The organism is Dokdonia genika (assembly GCF_042652845.1).
Lineage (GTDB): Bacteria > Bacteroidota > Bacteroidia > Flavobacteriales > Flavobacteriaceae > Dokdonia > Dokdonia donghaensis.
Genome location: NZ_JBHSHB010000042.1, coordinates 117,075 through 137,504 on the forward strand (window position 1 = coordinate 117,075; position 20,430 = coordinate 137,504).

19 protein-coding genes are annotated in these 20,430 nt (G+C 38.8%); 9 read left to right on the top strand and 10 right to left on the bottom strand.

Annotation, left to right across the window (positions count from 1 at the left end; genetic code table 11):
* Nucleotides 1-90 precede the first annotated feature (90 nt).
* The 3 genes from ACFO5T_RS14920 to ACFO5T_RS14930 are packed head-to-tail and all read left to right on the top strand — an operon-like array spanning nt 91 to nt 2,415.
* The gene (locus ACFO5T_RS14920) at nt 91-1,524 is read left to right on the top strand and encodes an amidohydrolase (RefSeq protein WP_380036017.1); all 1,434 of its coding nucleotides are present in this window, start codon (nt 91-93) and stop codon (nt 1,522-1,524) included.
* 1 nt (nt 1,525) lies between these two features.
* Nucleotides 1,526-2,020, top strand: coding sequence for a VOC family protein (locus ACFO5T_RS14925; protein ID WP_380036020.1), 495 nt, complete (start codon nt 1,526-1,528; stop codon nt 2,018-2,020).
* 14 nt (nt 2,021-2,034) lie between these two features.
* Nucleotides 2,035-2,415 carry a nuclear transport factor 2 family protein gene (locus ACFO5T_RS14930; protein ID WP_380036023.1) on the top strand — a complete coding sequence of 127 codons (381 nt, stop codon included), beginning with the start codon at nt 2,035-2,037 and terminating at the stop codon, nt 2,413-2,415.
* Here the strand turns inward: ACFO5T_RS14930 and ACFO5T_RS14935 are convergent.
* The 3 genes from ACFO5T_RS14935 to zwf all read right to left on the bottom strand — a co-directional run bounded on the left by ACFO5T_RS14935 (nt 2,412) and on the right by zwf (nt 6,415).
* On the bottom strand, nt 2,412-4,052 hold the full coding sequence (locus ACFO5T_RS14935; protein WP_380036026.1) for an ABC-F family ATP-binding cassette domain-containing protein: 1,641 nt from the start codon (nt 4,050-4,052) through the stop codon (nt 2,412-2,414). The genes ACFO5T_RS14930 and ACFO5T_RS14935 overlap by 4 nt on opposite strands.
* A 127-nt stretch (nt 4,053-4,179) precedes the next feature.
* Complete coding sequence (gene pgl / locus ACFO5T_RS14940) at nt 4,180-4,887, bottom strand: 6-phosphogluconolactonase (protein ID WP_380036035.1); 708 nt, start codon at nt 4,885-4,887, stop codon at nt 4,180-4,182.
* Between the two features lie 13 nt (nt 4,888-4,900).
* Nucleotides 4,901-6,415, bottom strand: coding sequence for a glucose-6-phosphate dehydrogenase (zwf, locus tag ACFO5T_RS14945; protein WP_380036038.1), 1,515 nt, complete (start codon nt 6,413-6,415; stop codon nt 4,901-4,903).
* 188 nt (nt 6,416-6,603) lie between these two features.
* Between zwf and gndA the strand changes: the two genes are divergently transcribed.
* Complete coding sequence (gene gndA, locus ACFO5T_RS14950) at nt 6,604-8,013, top strand: NADP-dependent phosphogluconate dehydrogenase (RefSeq protein WP_380036041.1); 1,410 nt, start codon at nt 6,604-6,606, stop codon at nt 8,011-8,013.
* 1 nt (nt 8,014) lies between these two features.
* Here the strand turns inward: gndA and ACFO5T_RS14955 are convergent, their stop codons facing one another.
* The 4 genes from ACFO5T_RS14955 to ACFO5T_RS14970 form a co-directional block, all read right to left on the bottom strand.
* Nucleotides 8,015-9,052, bottom strand: coding sequence for a glycerophosphodiester phosphodiesterase (locus ACFO5T_RS14955; protein WP_380036044.1), 1,038 nt, complete (start codon nt 9,050-9,052; stop codon nt 8,015-8,017).
* A gap of 105 nt (nt 9,053-9,157) precedes the next feature.
* Nucleotides 9,158-10,471 (bottom strand): UDP-N-acetylglucosamine 1-carboxyvinyltransferase, encoded by a 1,314-nt coding sequence (murA, locus tag ACFO5T_RS14960; RefSeq protein WP_380036047.1) that lies wholly within the window; start codon nt 10,469-10,471, stop codon nt 9,158-9,160.
* 21 nt (nt 10,472-10,492) lie between these two features.
* Nucleotides 10,493-11,143, bottom strand: coding sequence for a DUF4290 domain-containing protein (locus ACFO5T_RS14965; RefSeq protein WP_035328269.1), 651 nt, complete (start codon nt 11,141-11,143; stop codon nt 10,493-10,495).
* 138 nt (nt 11,144-11,281) lie between these two features.
* Nucleotides 11,282-11,572: a DUF493 family protein gene (locus tag ACFO5T_RS14970; protein WP_380036052.1), complete on the bottom strand. Its 291-nt coding sequence runs from the start codon at nt 11,570-11,572 to the stop codon at nt 11,282-11,284.
* Between the two features lie 80 nt (nt 11,573-11,652).
* Between ACFO5T_RS14970 and ACFO5T_RS14975 the strand changes: the two genes are divergently transcribed.
* The 4 genes from ACFO5T_RS14975 to ACFO5T_RS14990 all read left to right on the top strand — a co-directional run bounded on the left by ACFO5T_RS14975 (nt 11,653) and on the right by ACFO5T_RS14990 (nt 15,481).
* The gene (locus ACFO5T_RS14975; protein WP_380036055.1) at nt 11,653-12,189 is read left to right on the top strand and encodes an AAA family ATPase; all 537 of its coding nucleotides are present in this window, start codon (nt 11,653-11,655) and stop codon (nt 12,187-12,189) included.
* Nucleotides 12,186-14,075, top strand: coding sequence for a RecQ family ATP-dependent DNA helicase (locus tag ACFO5T_RS14980; protein WP_380036058.1), 1,890 nt, complete (start codon nt 12,186-12,188; stop codon nt 14,073-14,075). Before ACFO5T_RS14975 ends, ACFO5T_RS14980 begins: the two co-directional genes overlap by 4 nt.
* A complete protein-coding gene (gene fmt, locus ACFO5T_RS14985; protein WP_380036061.1) occupies nt 14,072-15,022 on the top strand; it encodes a methionyl-tRNA formyltransferase in 951 nt (316 codons plus the stop codon). The genes ACFO5T_RS14980 and fmt overlap by 4 nt, the downstream gene beginning before the upstream one ends.
* Nucleotides 15,023-15,208: 186 nt before the next feature.
* Nucleotides 15,209-15,481: an HU family DNA-binding protein gene (locus ACFO5T_RS14990; protein WP_038600373.1), complete on the top strand. Its 273-nt coding sequence runs from the start codon at nt 15,209-15,211 to the stop codon at nt 15,479-15,481.
* Nucleotides 15,482-15,601: 120 nt separating this feature from the next.
* Here ACFO5T_RS14990 and menA read toward each other — a convergent pair whose 3' ends face one another.
* Nucleotides 15,602-16,504, bottom strand: a complete 903-nt coding sequence (gene menA, locus ACFO5T_RS14995) for a 1,4-dihydroxy-2-naphthoate octaprenyltransferase (RefSeq protein WP_375252558.1) — start codon at nt 16,502-16,504, stop codon at nt 15,602-15,604.
* Between the two features lie 103 nt (nt 16,505-16,607).
* Here menA and ACFO5T_RS15000 point away from each other — a divergent pair, with 103 nt between their 5' ends.
* On the top strand, nt 16,608-18,281 hold the full coding sequence (locus ACFO5T_RS15000; RefSeq protein WP_380036066.1) for an alpha-amylase family glycosyl hydrolase: 1,674 nt from the start codon (nt 16,608-16,610) through the stop codon (nt 18,279-18,281).
* Here ACFO5T_RS15000 and ACFO5T_RS15005 read toward each other — a convergent pair.
* Both ACFO5T_RS15005 and ACFO5T_RS15010 read right to left on the bottom strand, forming a co-directional pair.
* Entirely contained in the window at nt 18,278-18,817 is a 540-nt protein-coding gene (locus ACFO5T_RS15005; protein WP_375252556.1) for an NADPH-dependent FMN reductase, read from the bottom strand. The two genes, ACFO5T_RS15000 and ACFO5T_RS15005, sit on opposite strands and share 4 nt — an antisense overlap.
* 61 nt (nt 18,818-18,878) lie before the next feature.
* Nucleotides 18,879-20,402 (bottom strand): OmpP1/FadL family transporter, encoded by a 1,524-nt coding sequence (locus tag ACFO5T_RS15010; protein WP_380036070.1) that lies wholly within the window; start codon nt 20,400-20,402, stop codon nt 18,879-18,881.
* Nucleotides 20,403-20,430: the final 28 nt, after the last annotated feature.

The following is a 20,430-nucleotide window of genomic DNA, read 5'->3' on the forward strand; positions in this document are numbered from 1 at the left end:
TATAATAGATGTATATAGTAGCTATAATGGGTAAGAAATTTGTCTTATCCTTTTTTACTATCTTAGAAGCTACTATAAATCAACCATTTTATGAAGAAAAAAGTACTCCTCTACGCATTAGGACTTATGACGTTGAGCCTCTCTGCTCAAAAGATGTCTGTAAACAAGAAGGCCGTAATTGCCTCTGTCGAAAAACACGAAAAAGAACTCATACGCATCTCAGACGAGATTTGGGCACTGGCAGAAACTGCCTTTGAAGAAACACAATCGGCTAAAATTCTAGCAGACTATGCGGAGAAACAAGGGTTTACCGTAGAGCGCGGCGTTGCTGGTATGCCTACTGCCTTTGTTGCTACCTATGGATCTGGTAGCCCTGTGATAAGTGTACTAGGCGAGTTTGACGCATTACCTGGACTCTCTCAAAAAACAGAGCCTACTAAGAATCCGCTTAACGAGGGGCAGGCTGGTCACGGTTGTGGTCACAATATGTTTGGTGCGGCAAGCCTAGGGGCAGCAATTGCTATTAAAGAGCAAATAGAAGCAGGAAAAATAAAAGGAACTGTAAAATTTATGGGTACCCCATCTGAAGAAAAATTCTTTGGAAAAATATGGATGGTACGTGACGGCATTTGGGACGGTGTAGATGTAAATGTATCGTGGCACCCAGCTGCCGAAATTAAAGCAGATGTACAAAGCTCACTTGCCCTTGTAGATTTTAAAATAGAATTTTTTGGTCAAGCAGCACACGCCAGCGCAGACCCTTGGAATGGTCGCTCTGCCTCAGATGCATTAGAACTTTATACAACAGGTATAAACTACTACCGTGAGCACGTAAAACCTACGGTACGTATGCACTATCACATACAAGATGGTGGACAAGTAGTAAACGTTGTTCCAGATTATTCTAGATTATGGATGCGCGTGCGTGACACAGAACGCAAAGGAATGATGCCAGTATACAAGCGCGTTCAAGAAATGGCAGAAGGCGCTGCCATACTCGCAAATGTGGATTATAAAGTATCTCTCATTTCTGGTATTTATGAAGTGCTAGTAAACAGAACCGGTGGTGCAGCAATGCAAAAAAACTTAGAGCTGCTAGGTCCTATCACATACACTCCAGAAGAAATCGCCTTTGGTAAAAAGATACAAGAAGTAACAGGAAAACCACAAGTAGGTATGGATAGTGCTATCAAGCCACTTGAAGAAACTAGAGAAAACCCAGGTGGCGGAAGTACTGATGTAGGAGATGTAAGCTGGAATGTAGCAAACATTAATCTAGGTGTAACTACGGCTCCTAAAGATACACCGTGGCACTCGTGGGCAGTTGTAGCCTGTGGTGGTATGTCTATAGGACATAAAGGAATGACCTATGCCAGCAAGGCAATGGGTATGACAATGCTAGACCTTTTTGAAAACCCAAAACTTGTAGAAGAGGTAAAAGCAGAGTATAAAGAGCGTAAAGGCGATGCCGTTTATGAAGCTATTGTACCACCAGGACCACCACCAGTAGATCAAGGTAAATAATATGAAAAATATACATATCAAAGCAGTAGCACTTGTTGCTACTGCTTTTTTCATCCAGAGTTGTAAGGAGCAAGCACCAATAGACACAAGTGGGGCTACAACACAACAAATAGAAGTGGCTATAGATCACTATGCAATAAATGTAAATGATCTAGAGAGAAGTGTTGATTTCTACCAAAAGATATTTGGCTTACAAGAAATAGAAGATGGCACAGAGCAACCCCACATACGCTGGTTTAGACTAGGCAGCACACAAGAGTTACACATTATCGAGGTAGATAGCCTAGATAAACGTATTCCAAAAGGAGTACACCTGGCGCTTGCTGTGCGGGATTTTGACCGCTTTCGCAAAAGCATTATAAACTACAATCTAGACTATTATGACTGGCCAGGTACTAAAAACGCAATATCTACGCGCCCAGATAAGGTGAGACAATTATATATACAAGACCCAGACGGTTACTGGGTAGAAGTAAATGATGGTAACCAATTTTAACTAAAGCAAAAGCTATGGACACAAGCGCACAGATGAAAGAAAATGCTATTAACTTTTACAAAATGGCTTACGAAGGTAATCCTAAAAGGGCTGTTGAGCTCTATGTAGGAGATGAGTATATACAGCACAATCCAGATGTGGCAAATGGCACACAAGGGTTTATAGATTACTTTGAAAGAATGCAGGCTGAGTATCCCGTGAAGTCAATCAACTTTGTACGCGCCATTGCCGAAGATGACCTCGTTGCCTTACATACACATCAAGTATGGCCGGGTAATAATCAATACATCACGATGGACTTTTTTAGATTTGACAACAATCTAAAAATTGTAGAACACTGGGACTCTATACAACAGGTGCCAGAAAAAAGTGCAAATCCTAATACGATGTATTAAGACTTCATAAGATCTATCTCTTTTAAGTTTTCTATGCGATTGCGCTTTAAGAAAGCATCTATTGTTTCAAAATGCTCTATCACGCGCTTTTCTTTAAACTCAAATACTTTTTTTGATAAGCCTTGCAAGAAATCTCTATCGTGAGAAACAAGTATGAGGGTACCATCATAAGTTTGTAACGCCTCCTTAAGCACATCTTTTGATTTTATATCTAAGTGATTTGTAGGCTCATCAAGTATTAAGAGATTTACAGGCTCTAGTAATAGTTTTACCATCGCAAGACGCGTCTTTTCTCCACCTGAGAGTACACTTACTTTTTTATCTATCGCATCACCAGAAAACATAAAACGCCCAAGGATAATTTTTATCTGGGTGCGCATATCTCCCTTTGCAACCTCATCTACCGTCTGGAAGATAGTGAGCTCTGGATCTAGTAGCGCTGCTTGATTTTGAGCAAAATACCCCACTTTCACATTATGACCTAGCTCACAATCTCCTTCTACTTCTATCTCGCCCAGAATGGCTTTAATCATTGTAGATTTTCCCTCGCCATTTCTACCTACAAAACTCACCTTTTCGCCTCGAGCGATATCCATACTTGCGTTGCTAAAAACGGTATGATCGTCATATTTTTTTGTGAGCTCTTTTACCTTTACCGGAAAGTCTCCAGAGCGTGGTGCCGGGGGAAACTTAAGTGCCAACGCAGAGTTATCTACCTCATCTATCTCTATAATCTCAAGCTTCTCAAGCATACGTTCTCTAGATGAGACTTGATTAGTCTTACTGTAAGTTCCTTTAAACCTGTCTATGAAGGCCTGGTTATCTGCAATAAATTTTTGTTGCTCTTGGTACGCTTTTATTTGATGCGAGCGACGGTCTGCACGCAACTCAAGATAGTGAGAGTAGTTTGCTTTATAATCATAAATGCGTCCCATCGTAACCTCTATGGTACGGTTTGTAATATTATCTATAAACGCCTTATCGTGAGAGATCACAATAACGGCTTTTGCCTTGTTAAGTAAGAAATCTTCTAGCCAAATTACCGACTCAATATCTACGTGGTTTGTAGGCTCATCTAGTAGTATAAGATCAGGCTTTTTAAGTAAAATTTTGGCGAGCTCAATACGCATACGCCACCCTCCAGAAAACTCACTGGTAGGCCTATTAAAGTCTTTTCTTTTGAAGCCTAAACCTCTTAGGGCCTTCTCTACCTCTTCTTCTATATTTACCTCCTCAATAGCATAAAATTTCTCACCGATATCTGTAACCTTAGTAATGATATCCATATACTCTTGAGACTCATAATCTGTGCGTGTCTCGAGCTCTTTATTCAGACGATCCATCTCTGCCTTCATATCTAGCACAGTAGAAAACGCCTTTGAAGCCTCCTCCATAACCGTACAATCATCATCTGTAAGGAGGTGTTGTGGTAAGTATGCAATGACAGCATCCTTGGGCGTACGCACGTTACCACGTGTGGCTTTTTGCACACCAGCAATAATCTTCATCATAGTAGACTTACCAGCACCATTTTTACCCATAAGGGCAATTTTGTCATTTTCATTTATGGTGAAAGAAACATTACTAAAAAGTGTATCTCCGCTAAACTCTACTGCAAGATTATCTACTGCTATCATTGTATTAATTTAAGTGTGCAAAAGTAATTAAATCAAGAGGTATGTGTAGGTTTTTATTACGCTTTCGCGAAAGCGTAATTATCCCAAGAAGAATTGTAAAAGAAATAAGTTAAATAGGGCCGACAATTTATAACTGCAAGGTCGCCTCTTCATCCATAAACCAGTGCAGCTCGCCAGATTGAGGTGAGACTAGGCTTGCAGGGTAATCAAGAAAGTTCTCTTCTTTATTAATAATTACCTTAACCTTTTCTTGTTTTGAAGCTCCCGTGACAAGAAATGCTACAGTCTTTGCATTGTTTATAACATCGCCTGTAATACTTACCCGCTGCTGCCCAGATTCTGGGTGTGTGGCTACCTCACACCAGTTTTCTGAATCCCAAAGACCTATCTCGTGCGGAAATATAGATGCCGTATGCCCATCATCTCCCATTCCTAAAATCACAAGGTCAAATTGTGGCACCTCATTTTCAGAAGCTAGAGTTTCTTCTAGCTCTTTTGAGTAACGCACCGCCTCTGCCTCTGGAATATTCTCTCCTAGTATACGGTGTATGTTTGCCTCTGGTAGTTTGATTTTAGAAAACAAGTGATCTACCGTCATTTTATAATTACTCTGCTCATCTGTAGGTAACACGCAACGCTCATCACCCCAGTAAAAGTGGAATTTTGACCAGTCTGTTTCCTTATAGTTAGCCGCCAGGTAATCAAAAACTATTTTTGGGGTACTTCCTCCAGAAAGGGCTACTGTAATAGACTCTTTATCACTTGCAAGGTCCATTAGAAATTTTGCAAAATCTTGAGCAACGTCGCTTTTAGTTTTTGATATATGTAGTTTCATCTTGTTTCTTTAGTTATTCTATAACGCAATATCCAGCATCGTCTGCGAGGTTCTCACAAGGGTTACGCCACATACTCTTTCCTTCTATAAGCTCATCTGCGTGTTGTGGTCCCCACACACCAGCAGAGTATCCATAAATCTTTGCATCACCTTTTTTCCAGTGATCTAAGATAGGGTCTGTAAATCTCCAGGCTGCCTCTACCTCATCTGCACGGGCATACAAGGTAGCGTCACCTTGCATTGCGTCTAGCAATAAACGCTCATAAGCCTCCATAATATGTGACTCGTCACCTAGGCTTTCATAATAAAAATCTAGATTACCACGCTCTACTGCAAATCCTTGACCTGGTACTTTTACACCAAATTTTACTAAGATTCCCTCATCTGGCTGTATGCGTATAATGAGTTTATTATCCTTATTCATATCAGAATTTTTAAAAATCTGATGGTGTGGAGACTTAAAGTGTATCACCACTTCTGTAACCTTAGTAGGCATACGCTTTGCCGTACGCACATAAAATGGCACATCTGCCCATCTCCAGTTATCTACATAAAACTTGACAGCAGCATAGGTCTCTGTAGTACTATCTGGATCTACATCTACCTCTTCTCTGTATCCTTTTACTTTCTCTCCTTCTATTTCTGAGGCTAGATATTGACCGCGTATGGTATTTTCTTCCAGCACCTTTGGGTCAGTCATTAATCGTAAGGACTTAAGGGCTTTCATCTTTTCATTACGTATCTCCTCAGGATTTGCACTGAGTGGTGGCTCCATAACTATAAGGGCCACAAGCTGTAATAAGTGACTCTGAAACATATCTCTAAGTGCTCCAGACTTGTCATAATAACCGCCTCTAGACTCTACGCCTCCACTCTCTGCATTTGTAATCTCTACGTGGTGTATGTAGTCACGGTTCCATAAAGGTTCAAAAATACTGTTTGCAAATCGTGTGACGAGTATATTTTGAACGGTCTCTTTACCTAGGTAATGATCTATTCTATAAATCTGTGATTCTTTAAAATATCTGTGTAATCCATCGTTAAGTGACTTTGCGGTCTCTAGACTGTAACCAAAGGGCTTCTCTACAATAAGGCGTTTCCAGCCTAGGCGCTCATCATTAAGACCCTTTGCTGTTAGATTTTTTGCAATGGCCTCAAATAAACTAGGCGGTGTAGATAGATAAAATATGATATTATTATCACATTGATACGTCGTATTAAGATCTTGAATACGCTCGTTAAGCTCCCTATAATCTACATCATACTTTTTATGTAGGTCCTCATAAAACAGCTTTTCTGAAAATGTAGCTATAAACTCCTCGCTATCATCAAGATACTTACTCTCTAAGGCTACACGTTTTCTAAACTCCTCATCTGTCATAAAGCTACGCGCCACCCCTAGCACAGCAAAGTGCTCTGGTAAATGCTTGTCTTTATAAAGCTTATATAATGCAGGAACTAATTTACGGGCAGTGAGGTCTCCCGATGCGCCAAAAATGACTAATAATTGATTCTCTGTCTTGCGCATAATGAGCTAGTTTTATTTCAGGTCAAAAGTATTGAAACTTTACACCATTCCCAACGGACTTTGACACCACTTACCCACAAAAAACCAATATTTTTCCACTATTTTTGATGTGCGATGCGTGGTGTATTGTAACAGACAAAATTTCGGCTACAAGGCGGTGTTGTTTTGTAGTAAAAGAAAGATCGATTATGGAAAATACTTATGATTTTGGCTTAGTAGGACTAGGCGTTATGGGACGTAACTTTATACTTAACGTTGCAGATAATGGTTTTACAGCAATGGGTAATGATCTTGATACAAAAAAGGTACAAGCACTCATAGATGAAGGCGGCAATGTAGATAAAGTAAATGCGACTGTAGAGGTTTCCGCTTTCGCGAAAGCGCTCTCATCACCACGTAAAATTATGTTACTCGTCCCTGCCGGAAAAGTAGTAGACATCGTGATAGAAAGTCTCTTACCGCACTTAGATAAAGGTGATATCATTATAGATGGAGGAAACTCCTTCTTTACAGACACAGACCGAAGAGAAGCCTACCTTGCCGAAAAGGGAATACACTTTTTTGGCGCTGGTGTTTCTGGTGGTGCAAAAGGAGCTCGTAAAGGTCCAAGCATAATGCCTGGAGGATCAAAACCTGGCTATGCTGCCGTACAACCTATTTTTGAAGCAGTATCTGCCAAATATAATGGCGAACCTTGTGTAGCATACCTAGGACCAAAATCTGCCGGAAACTATGTAAAAATGGTACATAACGGTATTGAGTATGGACTTATGCAACTCACGTCTGAAATGTATGATGTGCTTAAAAAGGCTGGAAAACTAAGTAATCAAGAACTACACGAGACATATAAGTCTTGGAATGAGGGAAGACTACAATCTTTTCTGGTTGAAATAACCTCAGAAATTTTTGTCGAAAAAGACACCCTCACAGATGGTGACCTAGTAGATCAAATACTAGATAAAGCAAAGCAAAAAGGAACTGGAAAATGGACATCGCAAAACGCAATGGATCTAGGTATACCAGTACCCTCTATAGATATTGCTGTAAGTATGCGTGAGATCTCTGCACTTAAGGATGAACGCACGGTTGCAGACTCGCTTTATGACCGCCCAGAGGTTGCTACGATGGCAAAAGAAAAACTTACTGACCTTACAGAAAAAGCACTTTACTTCTCTTACATAATCACTTACGCACAAGGATTACACCAACTCGCAGATGCATCTAAGGAGTATGGTTATGACCTAGATATAGCGGTTATAGCAAAGATATGGCGTGCAGGATGTATCATAAGAGCAAAGCTACTGGCAGATATTACTAATGCATTTACAGAAGATAGTGAGCTACCTAACCTGTTACTGTCACCATCATTTATTCCAAAAATTCAAGATACGGTAGATGCCGCAAGAGAGCTTGTAGCCTTTGGTGCTGTAAATGGGATACCCCTACCAGGATTATCTAACTCACTCACGTATTTTGACGCATATACCTCAACACGACTACCACTCAATGTGATACAGGCGCAACGAGATTATTTTGGATCACACACGTATGAGCGACTAGATCGTGAGGGTATTTTTCACACAGAGTGGGAGAAATAAACTAGTGACTTTTTAAAAATTTACTTCTAGCAGCGACTGCCTCATTTGTGTAGTCGCTAAAGACACCATCTACTTCTGCTTCAAAAAAGCGTAGATACTCATCAATATGATTAGTATCTGTCACCCACTTGGTATCTTCATTTCTAAAGGTGTAAGGATGCACCTCAAGATTGTGGCTATGAGCCAGCGCTACAAAGTTTGTTACTGGGGTTAATACACCATTTGAGTTTACAGAGATAATAAAAGGCTTCCAAGGGCCCACTGCATCTGCATAGGTTGCCATAAACACCATCCCTTCTTTTGATGTAAAAAACTGGTATGAGCGCTTATCTTTATTTTTTATAAAATCATATGGTTGACCTTCTGGGTCATAACTTCCATCTTCTTTTGTAAATAGTAGATTACCATCATTTGTAATACCAGCTGCGCCTAGTAGTTGTATGAGTTTTATATCACTTTTTGAACGCAAGTATTGCAAGGTTGCAACCTCAAAACATTGTACATAGATAGAGGACTCTTTGCTGTTATAACCTGCCGCATTAATCATTTTTAAAAAATGATCTTCCATAGGTAAACCAAGCACTTTATGATAGGTAGGATGTTTCAGTTCTGGGTAAACTCCTACGGGGTTTCCTGCTGTGGTTTTGTGCGCTTTCGCGAAAGCGAGAATCTCCTCAAAGGTAGGTATCTCAAAAAGGTCATCGTACTCGTGCGTTCTGTTTGCCCACGACTGTCTAGCTCGTAATGTTTTTAACTCCTTGAGTGTAAAATCAGACACAAACCAGTCTGTAACAGCAACGCCATCAAGGAGCTTTGTGGTCTTACGATTTTCATACTGTGGTAGTGTTGAGACATTTGTTGTAGTAGATATAAATGGCTCGTGACGGGCTATGAGCACACCATCTTTAGTCATCACAAGGTCTGGCTCAATATAATCTGCACCTAGTTGTACTGCCATTTTATATCCTTGCATTGTATGCTCTGGATAGATAGACTGTGCACCTCTATGCGCTATGATTATGGGTTTGCTTTTTGTCACGGGATTTTCAACTTTTACTGTAATATACAGATCGTTTTAGAAATGACATTAACAAAAAAAGGCGCAAATTTAATTTGCGCCTTTGTTATATCTATAATAATCAGATTAATCTATTCTTATAATCTTAGCTCCTATGGCTCTAAGACGCTCATCTATATTTTCATACCCACGATCTATTTGCTCTATATTATGAATGGTAGATGTTCCTTTTGCACTTAAGGCTGCAATAAGTAATGAGATACCAGCGCGTATATCTGGAGATGTCATTGTTGTTGCTTTAAGTGTAGACTGGAAATTGTGTCCTATTACAGTTGCACGGTGTGGATCACAAAGTATCACTTTTGCTCCCATATCTATAAGCTTATCTGTAAAGAAAAGACGGCTTTCAAACATCTTTTGGTGCACCATAAGTTCACCTTTTGCCTGTGTAGCCACAACGAGTATGATACTTAGTAAGTCTGGTGTAAAACCTGGCCAAGGCGCATCTGCGATGGTCATAAATGACCCATCTATATATGACTCAACCTCATACCCATCTGTATGAGCAGGGATATAAATATCATCTCCTTTGCGTTCTAATGTGATACCTAGTTTTCTAAAGGTGTTAGGAATCACACCTAGATCATCCCAGCTCACGTTTTTGATTGTTATCTCACTTTTAGTCATCGCAGCAAGACCTATCCACGAACCTATCTCAATCATATCTGGTAAAACGCGGTGATCGCAACCACCTAGTTTTTCTACTCCTTCTATAATTAACATATTAGAACCTATACCCTTTATATCTGCTCCCATACGCACCATCATCTTACAGAGTTGTTGTAAGTAAGGTTCACAAGCGGCATTATAAATTGTAGTTGTTCCTTTTGCAAGTACAGCTGCCATTACAATGTTTGCAGTACCAGTAACCGAAGCTTCATCTAGTAACATATAGGCACCTGTGAGTCCTTCTGGAGCTTCTACTCCATAAAAGCGCTCCTCACGGTTGTAGCGAAATTTTGCTCCTAATTTTATAAACCCTTCAAAGTGCGTATCTAGACGACGGCGACCTATTTTATCACCACCCGGGCGAGGAATATATCCTTTACCAAAGCGAGCTAGTAATGGCCCTACAATCATTATAGAACCACGTAGACCGCTTCCTTCTTTCTTAAATTTCTCGCTTTCTAGATAATCAAGATCTAGCTCATCTGCCTGAAAGGTAAAAACACCTTTTTCTAACTTCTCAACCTTTACACCTAGATTTTGCAAGATCATAATGAGCTTGTTTACATCTATAATGTCTGGTACGTTACTAATGTTTACTTTTTCAGGAGTAAGCAGTACGCCACATAGTATTTGTAATGCTTCGTTTTTTGCTCCTTGTGGTTGAATATCACCTTTAAGCTGGTGACCGCCTTCTATCTGAAATGTTGCCATAGGTAGATTGAGGTATATTTTTTAATAACGCTTCTTACGGTTATTGTTTTTTGAATAATTTCTTTTCTTTACTGGGTTGTCTGCAGCTTTAGCCTTTTTATTAGCACGTATTAATCTATCAGAATCACGTAACTGCTCGTCACGCTCTTTAAGGTTAATCTCACCGTTACTAAGTTCAAAAAGGTGATCAAAGATTACATCATCCTCTACGGTGTCTTTGTTCCAGTTTAAAAAACACTTTTTCATATGGTTTGCAATAGTCATTGCAAGCCCTTCACGCATCTCTCCTTTTTCCCAAGAGACCGCTACATCTATCATACGCTTTATGTTATTACCATAAAAACGATATTTGGGATGATTTTGTGGGTACTCTAGAGGTTCTGGACGTTCTGCAAGCTCTTCTCTAGATGGTTTTCCGTAGGGAGACTCTACATCTAGTTTAAAATCAGACATTATAAATAACTGATCCCATAATTTATGCTGAAAATCTGGTACATCACGCAAGTGCGGTTGTAAATTACCCATCACCGCAATAATTGCTTTTGCAGTTTTGTTACGCTCTTCGGCGTCTTCCATTGCCGTCGCATCATTTACCATTTTTTGAATATGGCGCCCGTACTCGGGTATGATGAGATGGACTCTCTCCGTGTTGTACTCTAATTGATCTATCAATTGTAAAAAATTAAGTGAAGTTATCTTTTATGTAAAGACACCTGCAAAATACTAAAATTTGTATAAATGCTTACAGGTTTAATAAATTGATAACAGTTATTTGTTATAAGTACGCTTTCGCGAAAGCGTAATCACACCCTATAAAGAGATGACACCCTCTACCTCTGCCACTTCTTTATACTTTGCTATAACCGCGTCTGGGTTTTTCATACGTACGTTTATAGAAACGCTAGTGTACTTACCTGTGCGTGATGCATTTTTCTTTATGACGGCACCTAGATGATCAAAAATCTTAACGATTTGTGCTTCCTTTTCGGTGCTTGCTGGTACTATAAATTTATACAAATATGGTGCTGGCCACATTGAAGTGTCTGCTAGCTGTGCTTTTAATTTTGTGTAAAATTCTTCTGTTTTCTTTCCTGAATCCATCTTCTTATTTTCTGTTGCAAAGATACTGAAATCACATTCTCTGTAGTTTGCTTAATTTTGCTTTAAAGATTACCATTTTTATGCCAAAAAGAATACTCCTCATAGGTGGCCCTTCTACAGGAAAAACAACATTACTTAATCACTTAGAAAATCTAGGCTATGCCTGCCTAGAAGAAATATCACGACAAGTGATAAGCAATGCCCAAAAGGAGGGCATTGACCAGCTATTTTTAGAGAAGCCATTACTCTTTTCTACCCTGTTAAGAGATGCCCGTATCAAGCAATTTAAGGATGTAGAGGGTTTTAAAAATGATTTTGTTTTTATAGATCGCGGCATACCTGACACGGTGGCATATATGGACTTTGTAAATCAAGAATATCCAGAAGATTTTATTGAGGCCTGTAAAGCACATATTTATGATCTTGTTTTTATATTACCTACTTGGGAAAAAATACACGTTATTGATCAAGAACGTTATGAAACCTTTGACCAAGCAAAAAAAATAGAAGAACACCTTGTACAGACATATAAACAGTATGGCTACTCACCTATACCTGTGCCTACTGGCCCTGTAGAAGAGAGAGCGCAATTTATACTTAACACACTTACTTCTTGATAGATAAAGCAAAAGATATACTCACCACATACTGGGGTCATAGTAATTTTAGACCGCAACAAGCAGAGATTATAAAAAACGTTCTTGCTGGTGAGGATAGCATTGCTTTATTACCTACTGGCGGTGGTAAATCATTATGTTACCAGCTGCCTTCACTTCTATTAGATGGAATTACTATTGTAGTATCGCCACTCATAGCCTTGATGAAAGATCAAGTGATGGGGCTTCAAGAAAAAGGGATAAAAGCACTGTCTATCACAAGCGGCATAAGCTATGGAGAACTAGACACCCTACTTGATAATTGTATTTATGGTAATTATAAGCTCCTTTACCTATCACCAGAACGCTTACAGCAAGAACTAGTGCAAGAACGCATAAAGCTTATGAATGTATGCCTTATTGCTGTAGATGAGGCTCACTGTATCTCTCAATGGGGTCACGACTTTAGACCGGCATATAGAGATATTTCAAAACTTAGAGCCTTAAAACCTAAATGCCCCATTATTGCTCTCACCGCCACTGCTACAACTAAGGTACTTGAGGATATAACTACTTTACTAGATCTCAAACAACCACAATTATTTAAAACTTCATATCACAGAAAAAACCTCACATATAAAATACGACTTGCTACAGATAAGTTTTATGAGCTAGAAACCATACTAACAAACACACAGCAAAGCGCTATCGTGTATGTACGTAATAGAAAGGCAACACTTAATACAGCTCATTTTTTAAAGGGACGAGGCATCACAGCCACCTCATATCACGGAGGTATGTCTCGGGAGGAACGTCATAAACAATACTTAGCCTGGCGTACAAATAAAGTACAAGTAATGGTAGGTACAAGTGCCTTTGGTATGGGTATAGACAAAGCAGATGTAGATACCGTAGTGCACTTAGAAATTCCTGACAGTATAGAAAACTACTTTCAAGAAGCAGGAAGAGCAGGAAGGGCAGGTCAAGAATCTCAAGCCGTATTACTGTATAATGAGAACGACGAGGTACGTCTAGAAAACCAGTTTCTTAAAGTAATACCAGACACTCATACGGTAAAAAAAACCTATAAACATCTAGTAAACTATTTTCAAATCTCATACGGAGAAGGACAAGATAGCTTACACCGCTTTAACTTTAGTGAGTTTTGTGGCGCATATAAATTGCACACCATTCTTACCTATAATGCTTTACAGGTATTAGATCGCAATAGCGTCATAAGTTTATCTCAAGAGTTTACAAAGAGAGCAACTATTAACTTTAAAGTAAATGACTTTGCACTCACCTATTATTTACTAAGAAACAATCAACTAGACGATGTTGTAAAGGCTGTATTACGTACGTATGGAGCAGTCTTTGAACAGGTGACTAATATCAACTATAATATCATTGCAAATAAAGCTGGCAAAACTCTAGAGCAAGTACATCAAGTGCTCCTCACGCTAGACCAAGATGATATAATAGATTACGAGCATCAAAACTTTGACACGGCAATCACCTTTTTAGTCCCTAGAGAAGATGACCGTACTATTAATGTGATTGCTCCGTTTATAAAAACCCAAGAAAACTACAAGAAAAACCAAGTACAAGCCGTTAAAGACTATATAGCAAATGACACTACGTGTAGAGCTATACAGCTTATGCATTACTTTGACGAAGTGCTTGATGAGCCTTGTGGTAATTGTGATGTATGCAGAAACCGTACAGTTATAAAAACCAGAACATCTATAGATAATGCCATTATAGATTTACTTAAAGGAGGTGCAAAAAGTTCACGCGAAATTGCACAACTAGCATACCCACAACAGACAATAATCAATTCTATTCGACTACTTTTGGAACAGAAAAAAATAGCCATTTTACCTAATAACACATACACCCTATTATGAGAGATTTACGCATAGTTTTTATGGGCACGCCAGAGTTTGCAGTGACCATCTTACACGGTTTACTAGACGAAGGATATAACGTAGTAGGTGTAATTACGGCACCAGATAGACCAGCAGGTAGAGGACAAAAAATACGAGAGAGCGATGTCAAGGCATTTGCAAAAGCGAGAAACCTCAACATCTTACAACCTACTAATCTTAAGAGCGAATCTTTTCTAGAAGAACTTGAAGCACTTAAGGCAAACCTTCAAATTGTGGTTGCCTTTAGAATGTTACCAGAAGCGGTATGGAAGATGCCTGCTTATGGCACATTTAACCTACACGCATCATTACTTCCACAATATCGAGGTGCCGCACCTATAAACTGGGCGATTATAAACGGTGAGACAGAAACAGGTGTAACTACATTTTTTATAGACGAAAAAATAGACACCGGAGAAATTATCTTACAAGAATCACTAGCTATAGATGATAAAGAAAATGCAGGTCACCTGCACGACCGTCTTATGATAGCTGGTAAAGAACTTGTAATTAAAACGGTTAAGGCAATTGAGCGAGATGATGTAAAGACAGATATACAAGACTCATCAAAAGAATTAAAGACTGCTTACAAGTTACATAGTGAGAATACGAGAATAAACTGGGACGCCCCACTCCAAGAAATCTACAATCATATAAGAGGGCTCAGCCCTTACCCTGCTGCTTATACCATACTAGAAAATGGTGGTAAGGAGCAACGCGTAAAAATTTATAGCGCTTTCGCGAAAGCGGATAAAGAAATGCTCATTCCCTCAGGAGCCGTAACGCAGGTAGATGACCATCTCGCTATTGCAACTCCAGAAGGTTACATATGTATAACAGAAATGCAACTTTCTGGCAAGAAAAAGATGGCCGTAAAGGACCTTCTTAACGGCTATAAGTTTGATAAAAATGCCAAAATGCGCTAAACCCCTGTAACCATAGGCGTTAAGAGAATTAAAAAATAGCCCCATCTTTATCAACAATCGGGTTGACTTATTAACAAAAACCCCGATTTCCCTTGCTATTGCTTGCGTAGGCGAATAATCCGTATAAATTTGTTAGGGAATTAAACATACAGTTTAACCACAATTAATTAATTAACAAATTATATTATGAACAAATCAGAATTAATCGACGGAATGGCAGAGCACGCTGGTATCACTAAAGCTGCAGCAAAAAAAGCATTAGAATCTTTCTTAGGAGACGTTGAAGGTACTCTTAAAAAAGGAGGACGTGTTTCTCTAGTAGGTTTTGGATCTTGGTCTGTATCTAAGCGTAATGCTCGTGAAGGAAGAAATCCTCAAACTGGAAAAACTATCAAGATCGCTGCAAAAAATGTAGTAAAGTTTAAAGCTGGATCTGAGCTTGCATCTTCTGTAAACTAGTCGATTTTAAGTGTTATATAAAGAAAGGAAGCAGTAATGCTTCCTTTTTTTTGTCGTATTTGTAAGTACTAGAACTATAATGGTTTTTAATACGCTTTCGCGAAAGCGTAACAACTACATTTAAAAGTAACTCCCCACAAAGAATAGCACGGCAAGTAAAAATGTAGACAACGCCACTTTTTTTAACTCTGGATCAAGCAAGGCGTGCTCCTCTGTATTTCTTACCGTAAGCATATGCTTAACCAGCGGTAAAAATGCTATGATAGATATATAGTCTAAAAGATCTGTTGCCCTCAAGGCTATAAAACTCACCCAGCAACAAATCGCTACTAGAAACAAGATGTTATGGTAACGCACGGCTCCCTTCTGCCCTAAAATTACGGCTAGGGTGTTTTTACCCACACGAGTATCAGACACACGATCGCGCATATTATTGAGATGTAATACCATTACAGAAAGTGCACCTATTGTTATAGCGGGCAATATATGTATGAAATGTATGTATTGTGTAAATAAAAAGAAAGAACCCAACACTCCTACAAGTCCAAAAAATAAAAAGACAAATACATCTCCTAATCCTTTATATCCATAAGCACTTCTACCTACGGTATACTTTATGGCTGCAATAATGGCTGCAATACCCAGCAATAAAAATAACAATGATAACAGAAATTGATCTTTACCAAAGGCGCTGTAAATTAAACTTAGTACAATCACTACTGTGATACTAGAAGTAATTATAATGGCCTTTTTAAGGTGTGCCGCAGTAAGTAAACCGCTTTGCATTGCTCTTGCAGGCCCCACACGCTCATCATTATCTGTACCTTTTACCCCATCTCCATAATCATTTGCATAATTTGATAAGATTTGAAACCCCAGTGTAGCTAGTATAGCAAGGCCAAAGATGAGACCATTATAAGCATTTTCTTGTAACGCTAGGCCACCACCTACTAGTATACCAGCTATAGAGAGCGGTAAGGTACGAGGGCGAGCGGCACTAAGCCAGACTTTAAATGAAGGCATAAAATATTTTAAGTGCGTAAATGTACTATTTTCTTTAGGCATCTACTCGTCTCAACTTTCAAAAGGATTTACTAGATTAGCTACTATTAAAACACCCATCGTTATGAAACTAAAATATGCACTACTAAGCGCCTCCGTAATTCTTTTACTTATAGCTTGTAAAAAGGAAGAGACTACTGTTACTAGAGCCCCAGTAAAGGAGAAAGCACCTTTCTTTTGGGAGGCTTCAAATATGTACTTCCTACTTACAGATCGTTTCTATAACGGAGATACATCAAATGATGTAAATTTTAATAGATTAGAAGAAACTGCCACTTTGAGAGGTTTTGAAGGAGGAGACATAAAAGGAATCACAAAAAAAATTAAAGAGGGTTATTTTACAGATTTAGGAATTAATGCCATCTGGTTTACTCCTGTGGTTGAGCAGGTACACGGCCCGGTAGATGAAGGTACAGGTGTTACTTATGGCTATCACGGGTACTGGACAAAAGACTGGACGGCTCTCGACCCCAACTTTGGGACAAAAGAGGACCTCAAAGAGCTTATAGAGACGGCACATACTAATGATATACGCATCGTTATGGATGTGGTTCTTAATCATACAGGACCGGTAACAGAGCAAGATCCTTTCTGGGGTACAGATTGGGCTAGAGAAAATCCTAACTGCGCTTTTAGCACTTATGAGAACACAACAGCTTGCAGCCTTGTAGAAAATTTACCAGACATACTCACAGAGAGCTCAAAAGAGGTAACACTACCTCCCACGCTTATAGAAAAGTGGAAAAAAGAAGGACGCTATGAAGAAGAAATTGCAGAGCTAGATGCCTACTTTGTTTCAAATAATCTTAAAAAGACACCACGTAACTATATCATAAAATGGCTTACAGATTATATACGAGAGTATGGTGTAGATGCTTTTAGAGTAGACACAACAAAACACGTAGATGAAGAGTCTTGGGTAGTATTGCGTGCTCAAGCAGATAAAGCATTTGCAGATTTTAAGACCAACAACCCAGATCTAGTACTAGATGACACAGACTTCTTTATGTTTGGAGAAGTGTATAACTACTCTGTAGACGGCGGACTTGCTTATGATTTTGGTGATAAAAAGGTAAACTATTTCGAAAATGGATTTGATAACCTCATCAACTTTCAATTTAAGTATGATGCACAAGGTAGCTATGAGTCCTTATTTAATAAATATGCTACCATAAAAGACTCACTGTTTAAAGACAAGAGTTTTGTAAACTATGCAACCTCTCACGATGATGGGCAGCCATTTGACAAAGACCGCACTAAAGCTATAGAAACTGGTACAAAACTCCTTCTCACGACAGGTATCTCACAAGTCTATTATGGCGATGAGACGGCACGTGATCTTACTATAGAAGGCACTCAAGGTGATGCAACCCTAAGAAGCTTTATGAACTGGGACACAATAGACACAGAGACTACAGGTGACGTACTCTCTCACTGGCAAAAATTAGGTGTTTTTAGAAAGAATCATCCGTCGGTGGGTGCAGGTAATCACGAGATGCTTAGCAAGGCTCCTTATGTCTTTAAAAGAGCATTTACAAAAGATAACTTTACAGATACAGTAGTCGTAGGTTTAGACCTAGCTGTGGGTAAAAAGGAAATTGTGGTGGGTAACGCTTTCGCGAAAGCGGAAAAACTTAGAGACGCATACTCAGGAAAAGAGGTTACCGCAATAAATGGAAAGGTGTCACTAGACACGCCTTATAGTATAGTACTACTTGAAGTTGCTAGAGATTACTAATCTAGTGCTTGTAAAAAAGAAGCTACAACTTGGCTAATACCCATCTCAAGATCAGGATTAGTTATGCGTGATTCTGTACTATCAAAATTATCTTGAAATGATGGGAAGCTAAAACTCTCTACTACCTCACCTCCAAAACGTGGTGCCGTCTCTTTTATATAATTTAAAGCAGATGCTGCACCGCGAGCTCCTGGAGAGGTACTTACCACAAGAAGTTTTTTACCGGCTAGAAAATTACGGTCTGCACGTGAAAGCCAGTCAAATATGTTTTTAAAAAAGGCAGATATCATTCCGTTATGTTCATTTACGGCAATTATGACACCATCTGCTTCGGCAATTTTATTTTTAATAATCTGTATATCTACGGGAATACCGCGCTCTTGCTCTAGGTCAAGATTATACATAGGTATATCGTAAGATAAGAGCGATAAGCTTGCAGCCTTATGATTGTGTATACTAGATACTACATTGTCTAGTAATTTAGTATTTATAGATTTTGTGCTGTTACTTCCTGATAATGCTATTATTGATCCCATACAGTTATAAAAAAAGACTACCCGAAGATAGTCTTTTTTATGATTGATGAATTGATGACTTTTATAAGCTTATTGTAAGTGTTGCTATAATAGATGTATTATCACTTGCCACTGTAGTGCTATTGGTCAAGCCCGTACTGTATAAAGAAGTAGTGCGATCTTGTGTAAAATTGTCATAAGCAACATCTACTTTTACATTTCCAAAATTATAACCTACACCTGCCGAATAACCTGTTAACTCACTTACGGTTGTTTCATCTTTAAAAGGGCTATCTTCATATCTGTAACCCGCTCTAAAGCTCCACTCTTGTGCTCTTATCTCTCCTCCTAGCTTGAGTGCATTTACTGGCTGGAGTAAATTATCTATTGCAGCATTTTGAGCATTAAAGAAGGCATCACTCTCTGGTCTAAAACTTAAGGCAGTGTAATCTTTATATGAATAATCTAAACTTATAAGTCCTTTTTTTCCAAAAAGATATGCGGCACTACCTGTATATTTTCCAGGAGATTTAATTTCATAACTTTCATATACATTAGTTACTCTAGGGTTAACTACAGTAGTAAATACGCCAGCATCATCTACCGCGGTGGTTGTGATTCTTTGTGTGGTTTCTTCATCTATTGTTGTCCAAGTAGGAGAGTCATATGTAATTCCTACTCTTAAATTATCAGTTACTTTTGAAATTGCTCCTAGTTGAAAAGAGAAGCCGCTTCCTATAGTTCTTAAATTATTTTCAAAACGAATATCGGTAACGTTTGTAAATCCCTCATCTGGGCCAGCATCGTTAGACTCAAACAGCACCGTAGATTGATTATAATCTAAAAAATGAGAGTTTAAGTTGAGGCCTAAGTAAAGATTATCATTATACTGCGCTCCAATGTTAAAAGAAGCTTTGCCGCTATACCCTTCTGAAGCAAATAGATACTCTTGCTCATAGGCTTCGCCTACCGTATTTACAAAATACTCTGTATTGCCTGGATCATTTGTTAAGGGATCAAGAATAAATGATTGATATCCTAATAATGCTTGCTGTGCTCCAAAACCTTCAGTCTCTCCTAGAAATTGATATAAATCAGTCACAGACTCACCGTCAAGAGTTTCTAGTAAATCAAGAGGTACTCCTTGCGCAAAATCTGAAAAATATGAAGATATCGAGTTAGTATTAGTGCCTATAGCTCTATATTGATTGTCAAGGTTGCCTATGCGGTCATAATTAAATCCTAAAGAAAATTTATTCCATCCCGAGTTTCCAGCTCCATCTATGATAAAAACTCCTCCTGCTTGGTTAAGGGAAAGATCTGTGTCTGAAGAGCTTGTACTATTTCCTAAAAATGTGGTTGTGTTATCTAAATTGTCATTAGACAAAGAGAAAGAAACCGTTCCTTTTGTAAATACAGCACTTGAGGCTGGATTATCACCTATAGCACTAAGATCACCGCCTAGTGCTCCAAAGGCACCACCCATCGCCCTATACCTGGCTGTACCTGTTGTGTTTGAAGCACTATAATTAAGTGCTTCTGCTATACTTTGGGCAAAAGTTGTTCCTGAGGCCGAAATGGCCAGTATTAAAAATAATTTTTTCATATGTAGTTTTTATTGCTAAATGAACTGT

Excerpts from the sequence above, each read along its gene's own strand:
- fmt (WP_380036061.1), top strand. The coding sequence starts at position 14,072 with ATGAGAGATTTACGCATAGTTTTTATGGGCACGCCAGAGTTTGCAGTG.
- ACFO5T_RS14930 (WP_380036023.1), top strand. The coding sequence starts at position 2,035 with ATGGACACAAGCGCACAGATGAAAGAAAATGCTATTAACTTTTACAAA.
- murA (WP_380036047.1), bottom strand. The coding sequence starts at position 10,471 with ATGGCAACATTTCAGATAGAAGGCGGTCACCAGCTTAAAGGTGATATT.
- ACFO5T_RS14925 (WP_380036020.1), top strand. The coding sequence starts at position 1,526 with ATGAAAAATATACATATCAAAGCAGTAGCACTTGTTGCTACTGCTTTT.
- ACFO5T_RS14975 (WP_380036055.1), top strand. The coding sequence starts at position 11,653 with ATGCCAAAAAGAATACTCCTCATAGGTGGCCCTTCTACAGGAAAAACA.
- ACFO5T_RS14990 (WP_038600373.1), top strand. The coding sequence starts at position 15,209 with ATGAACAAATCAGAATTAATCGACGGAATGGCAGAGCACGCTGGTATC.
- ACFO5T_RS14970 (WP_380036052.1), bottom strand. The coding sequence starts at position 11,572 with ATGGATTCAGGAAAGAAAACAGAAGAATTTTACACAAAATTAAAAGCA.
- ACFO5T_RS14935 (WP_380036026.1), bottom strand. The coding sequence starts at position 4,052 with ATGATAGCAGTAGATAATCTTGCAGTAGAGTTTAGCGGAGATACACTT.
- ACFO5T_RS15010 (WP_380036070.1), bottom strand. The coding sequence starts at position 20,402 with ATGAAAAAATTATTTTTAATACTGGCCATTTCGGCCTCAGGAACAACT.
- menA (WP_375252558.1), bottom strand. The coding sequence starts at position 16,504 with ATGCCTTCATTTAAAGTCTGGCTTAGTGCCGCTCGCCCTCGTACCTTA.
- pgl (WP_380036035.1), bottom strand. The coding sequence starts at position 4,887 with ATGAAACTACATATATCAAAAACTAAAAGCGACGTTGCTCAAGATTTT.
- ACFO5T_RS15000 (WP_380036066.1), top strand. The coding sequence starts at position 16,608 with ATGAAACTAAAATATGCACTACTAAGCGCCTCCGTAATTCTTTTACTT.
- ACFO5T_RS15005 (WP_375252556.1), bottom strand. The coding sequence starts at position 18,817 with ATGGGATCAATAATAGCATTATCAGGAAGTAACAGCACAAAATCTATA.
- gndA (WP_380036041.1), top strand. The coding sequence starts at position 6,604 with ATGGAAAATACTTATGATTTTGGCTTAGTAGGACTAGGCGTTATGGGA.
- ACFO5T_RS14920 (WP_380036017.1), top strand. The coding sequence starts at position 91 with ATGAAGAAAAAAGTACTCCTCTACGCATTAGGACTTATGACGTTGAGC.
- zwf (WP_380036038.1), bottom strand. The coding sequence starts at position 6,415 with ATGCGCAAGACAGAGAATCAATTATTAGTCATTTTTGGCGCATCGGGA.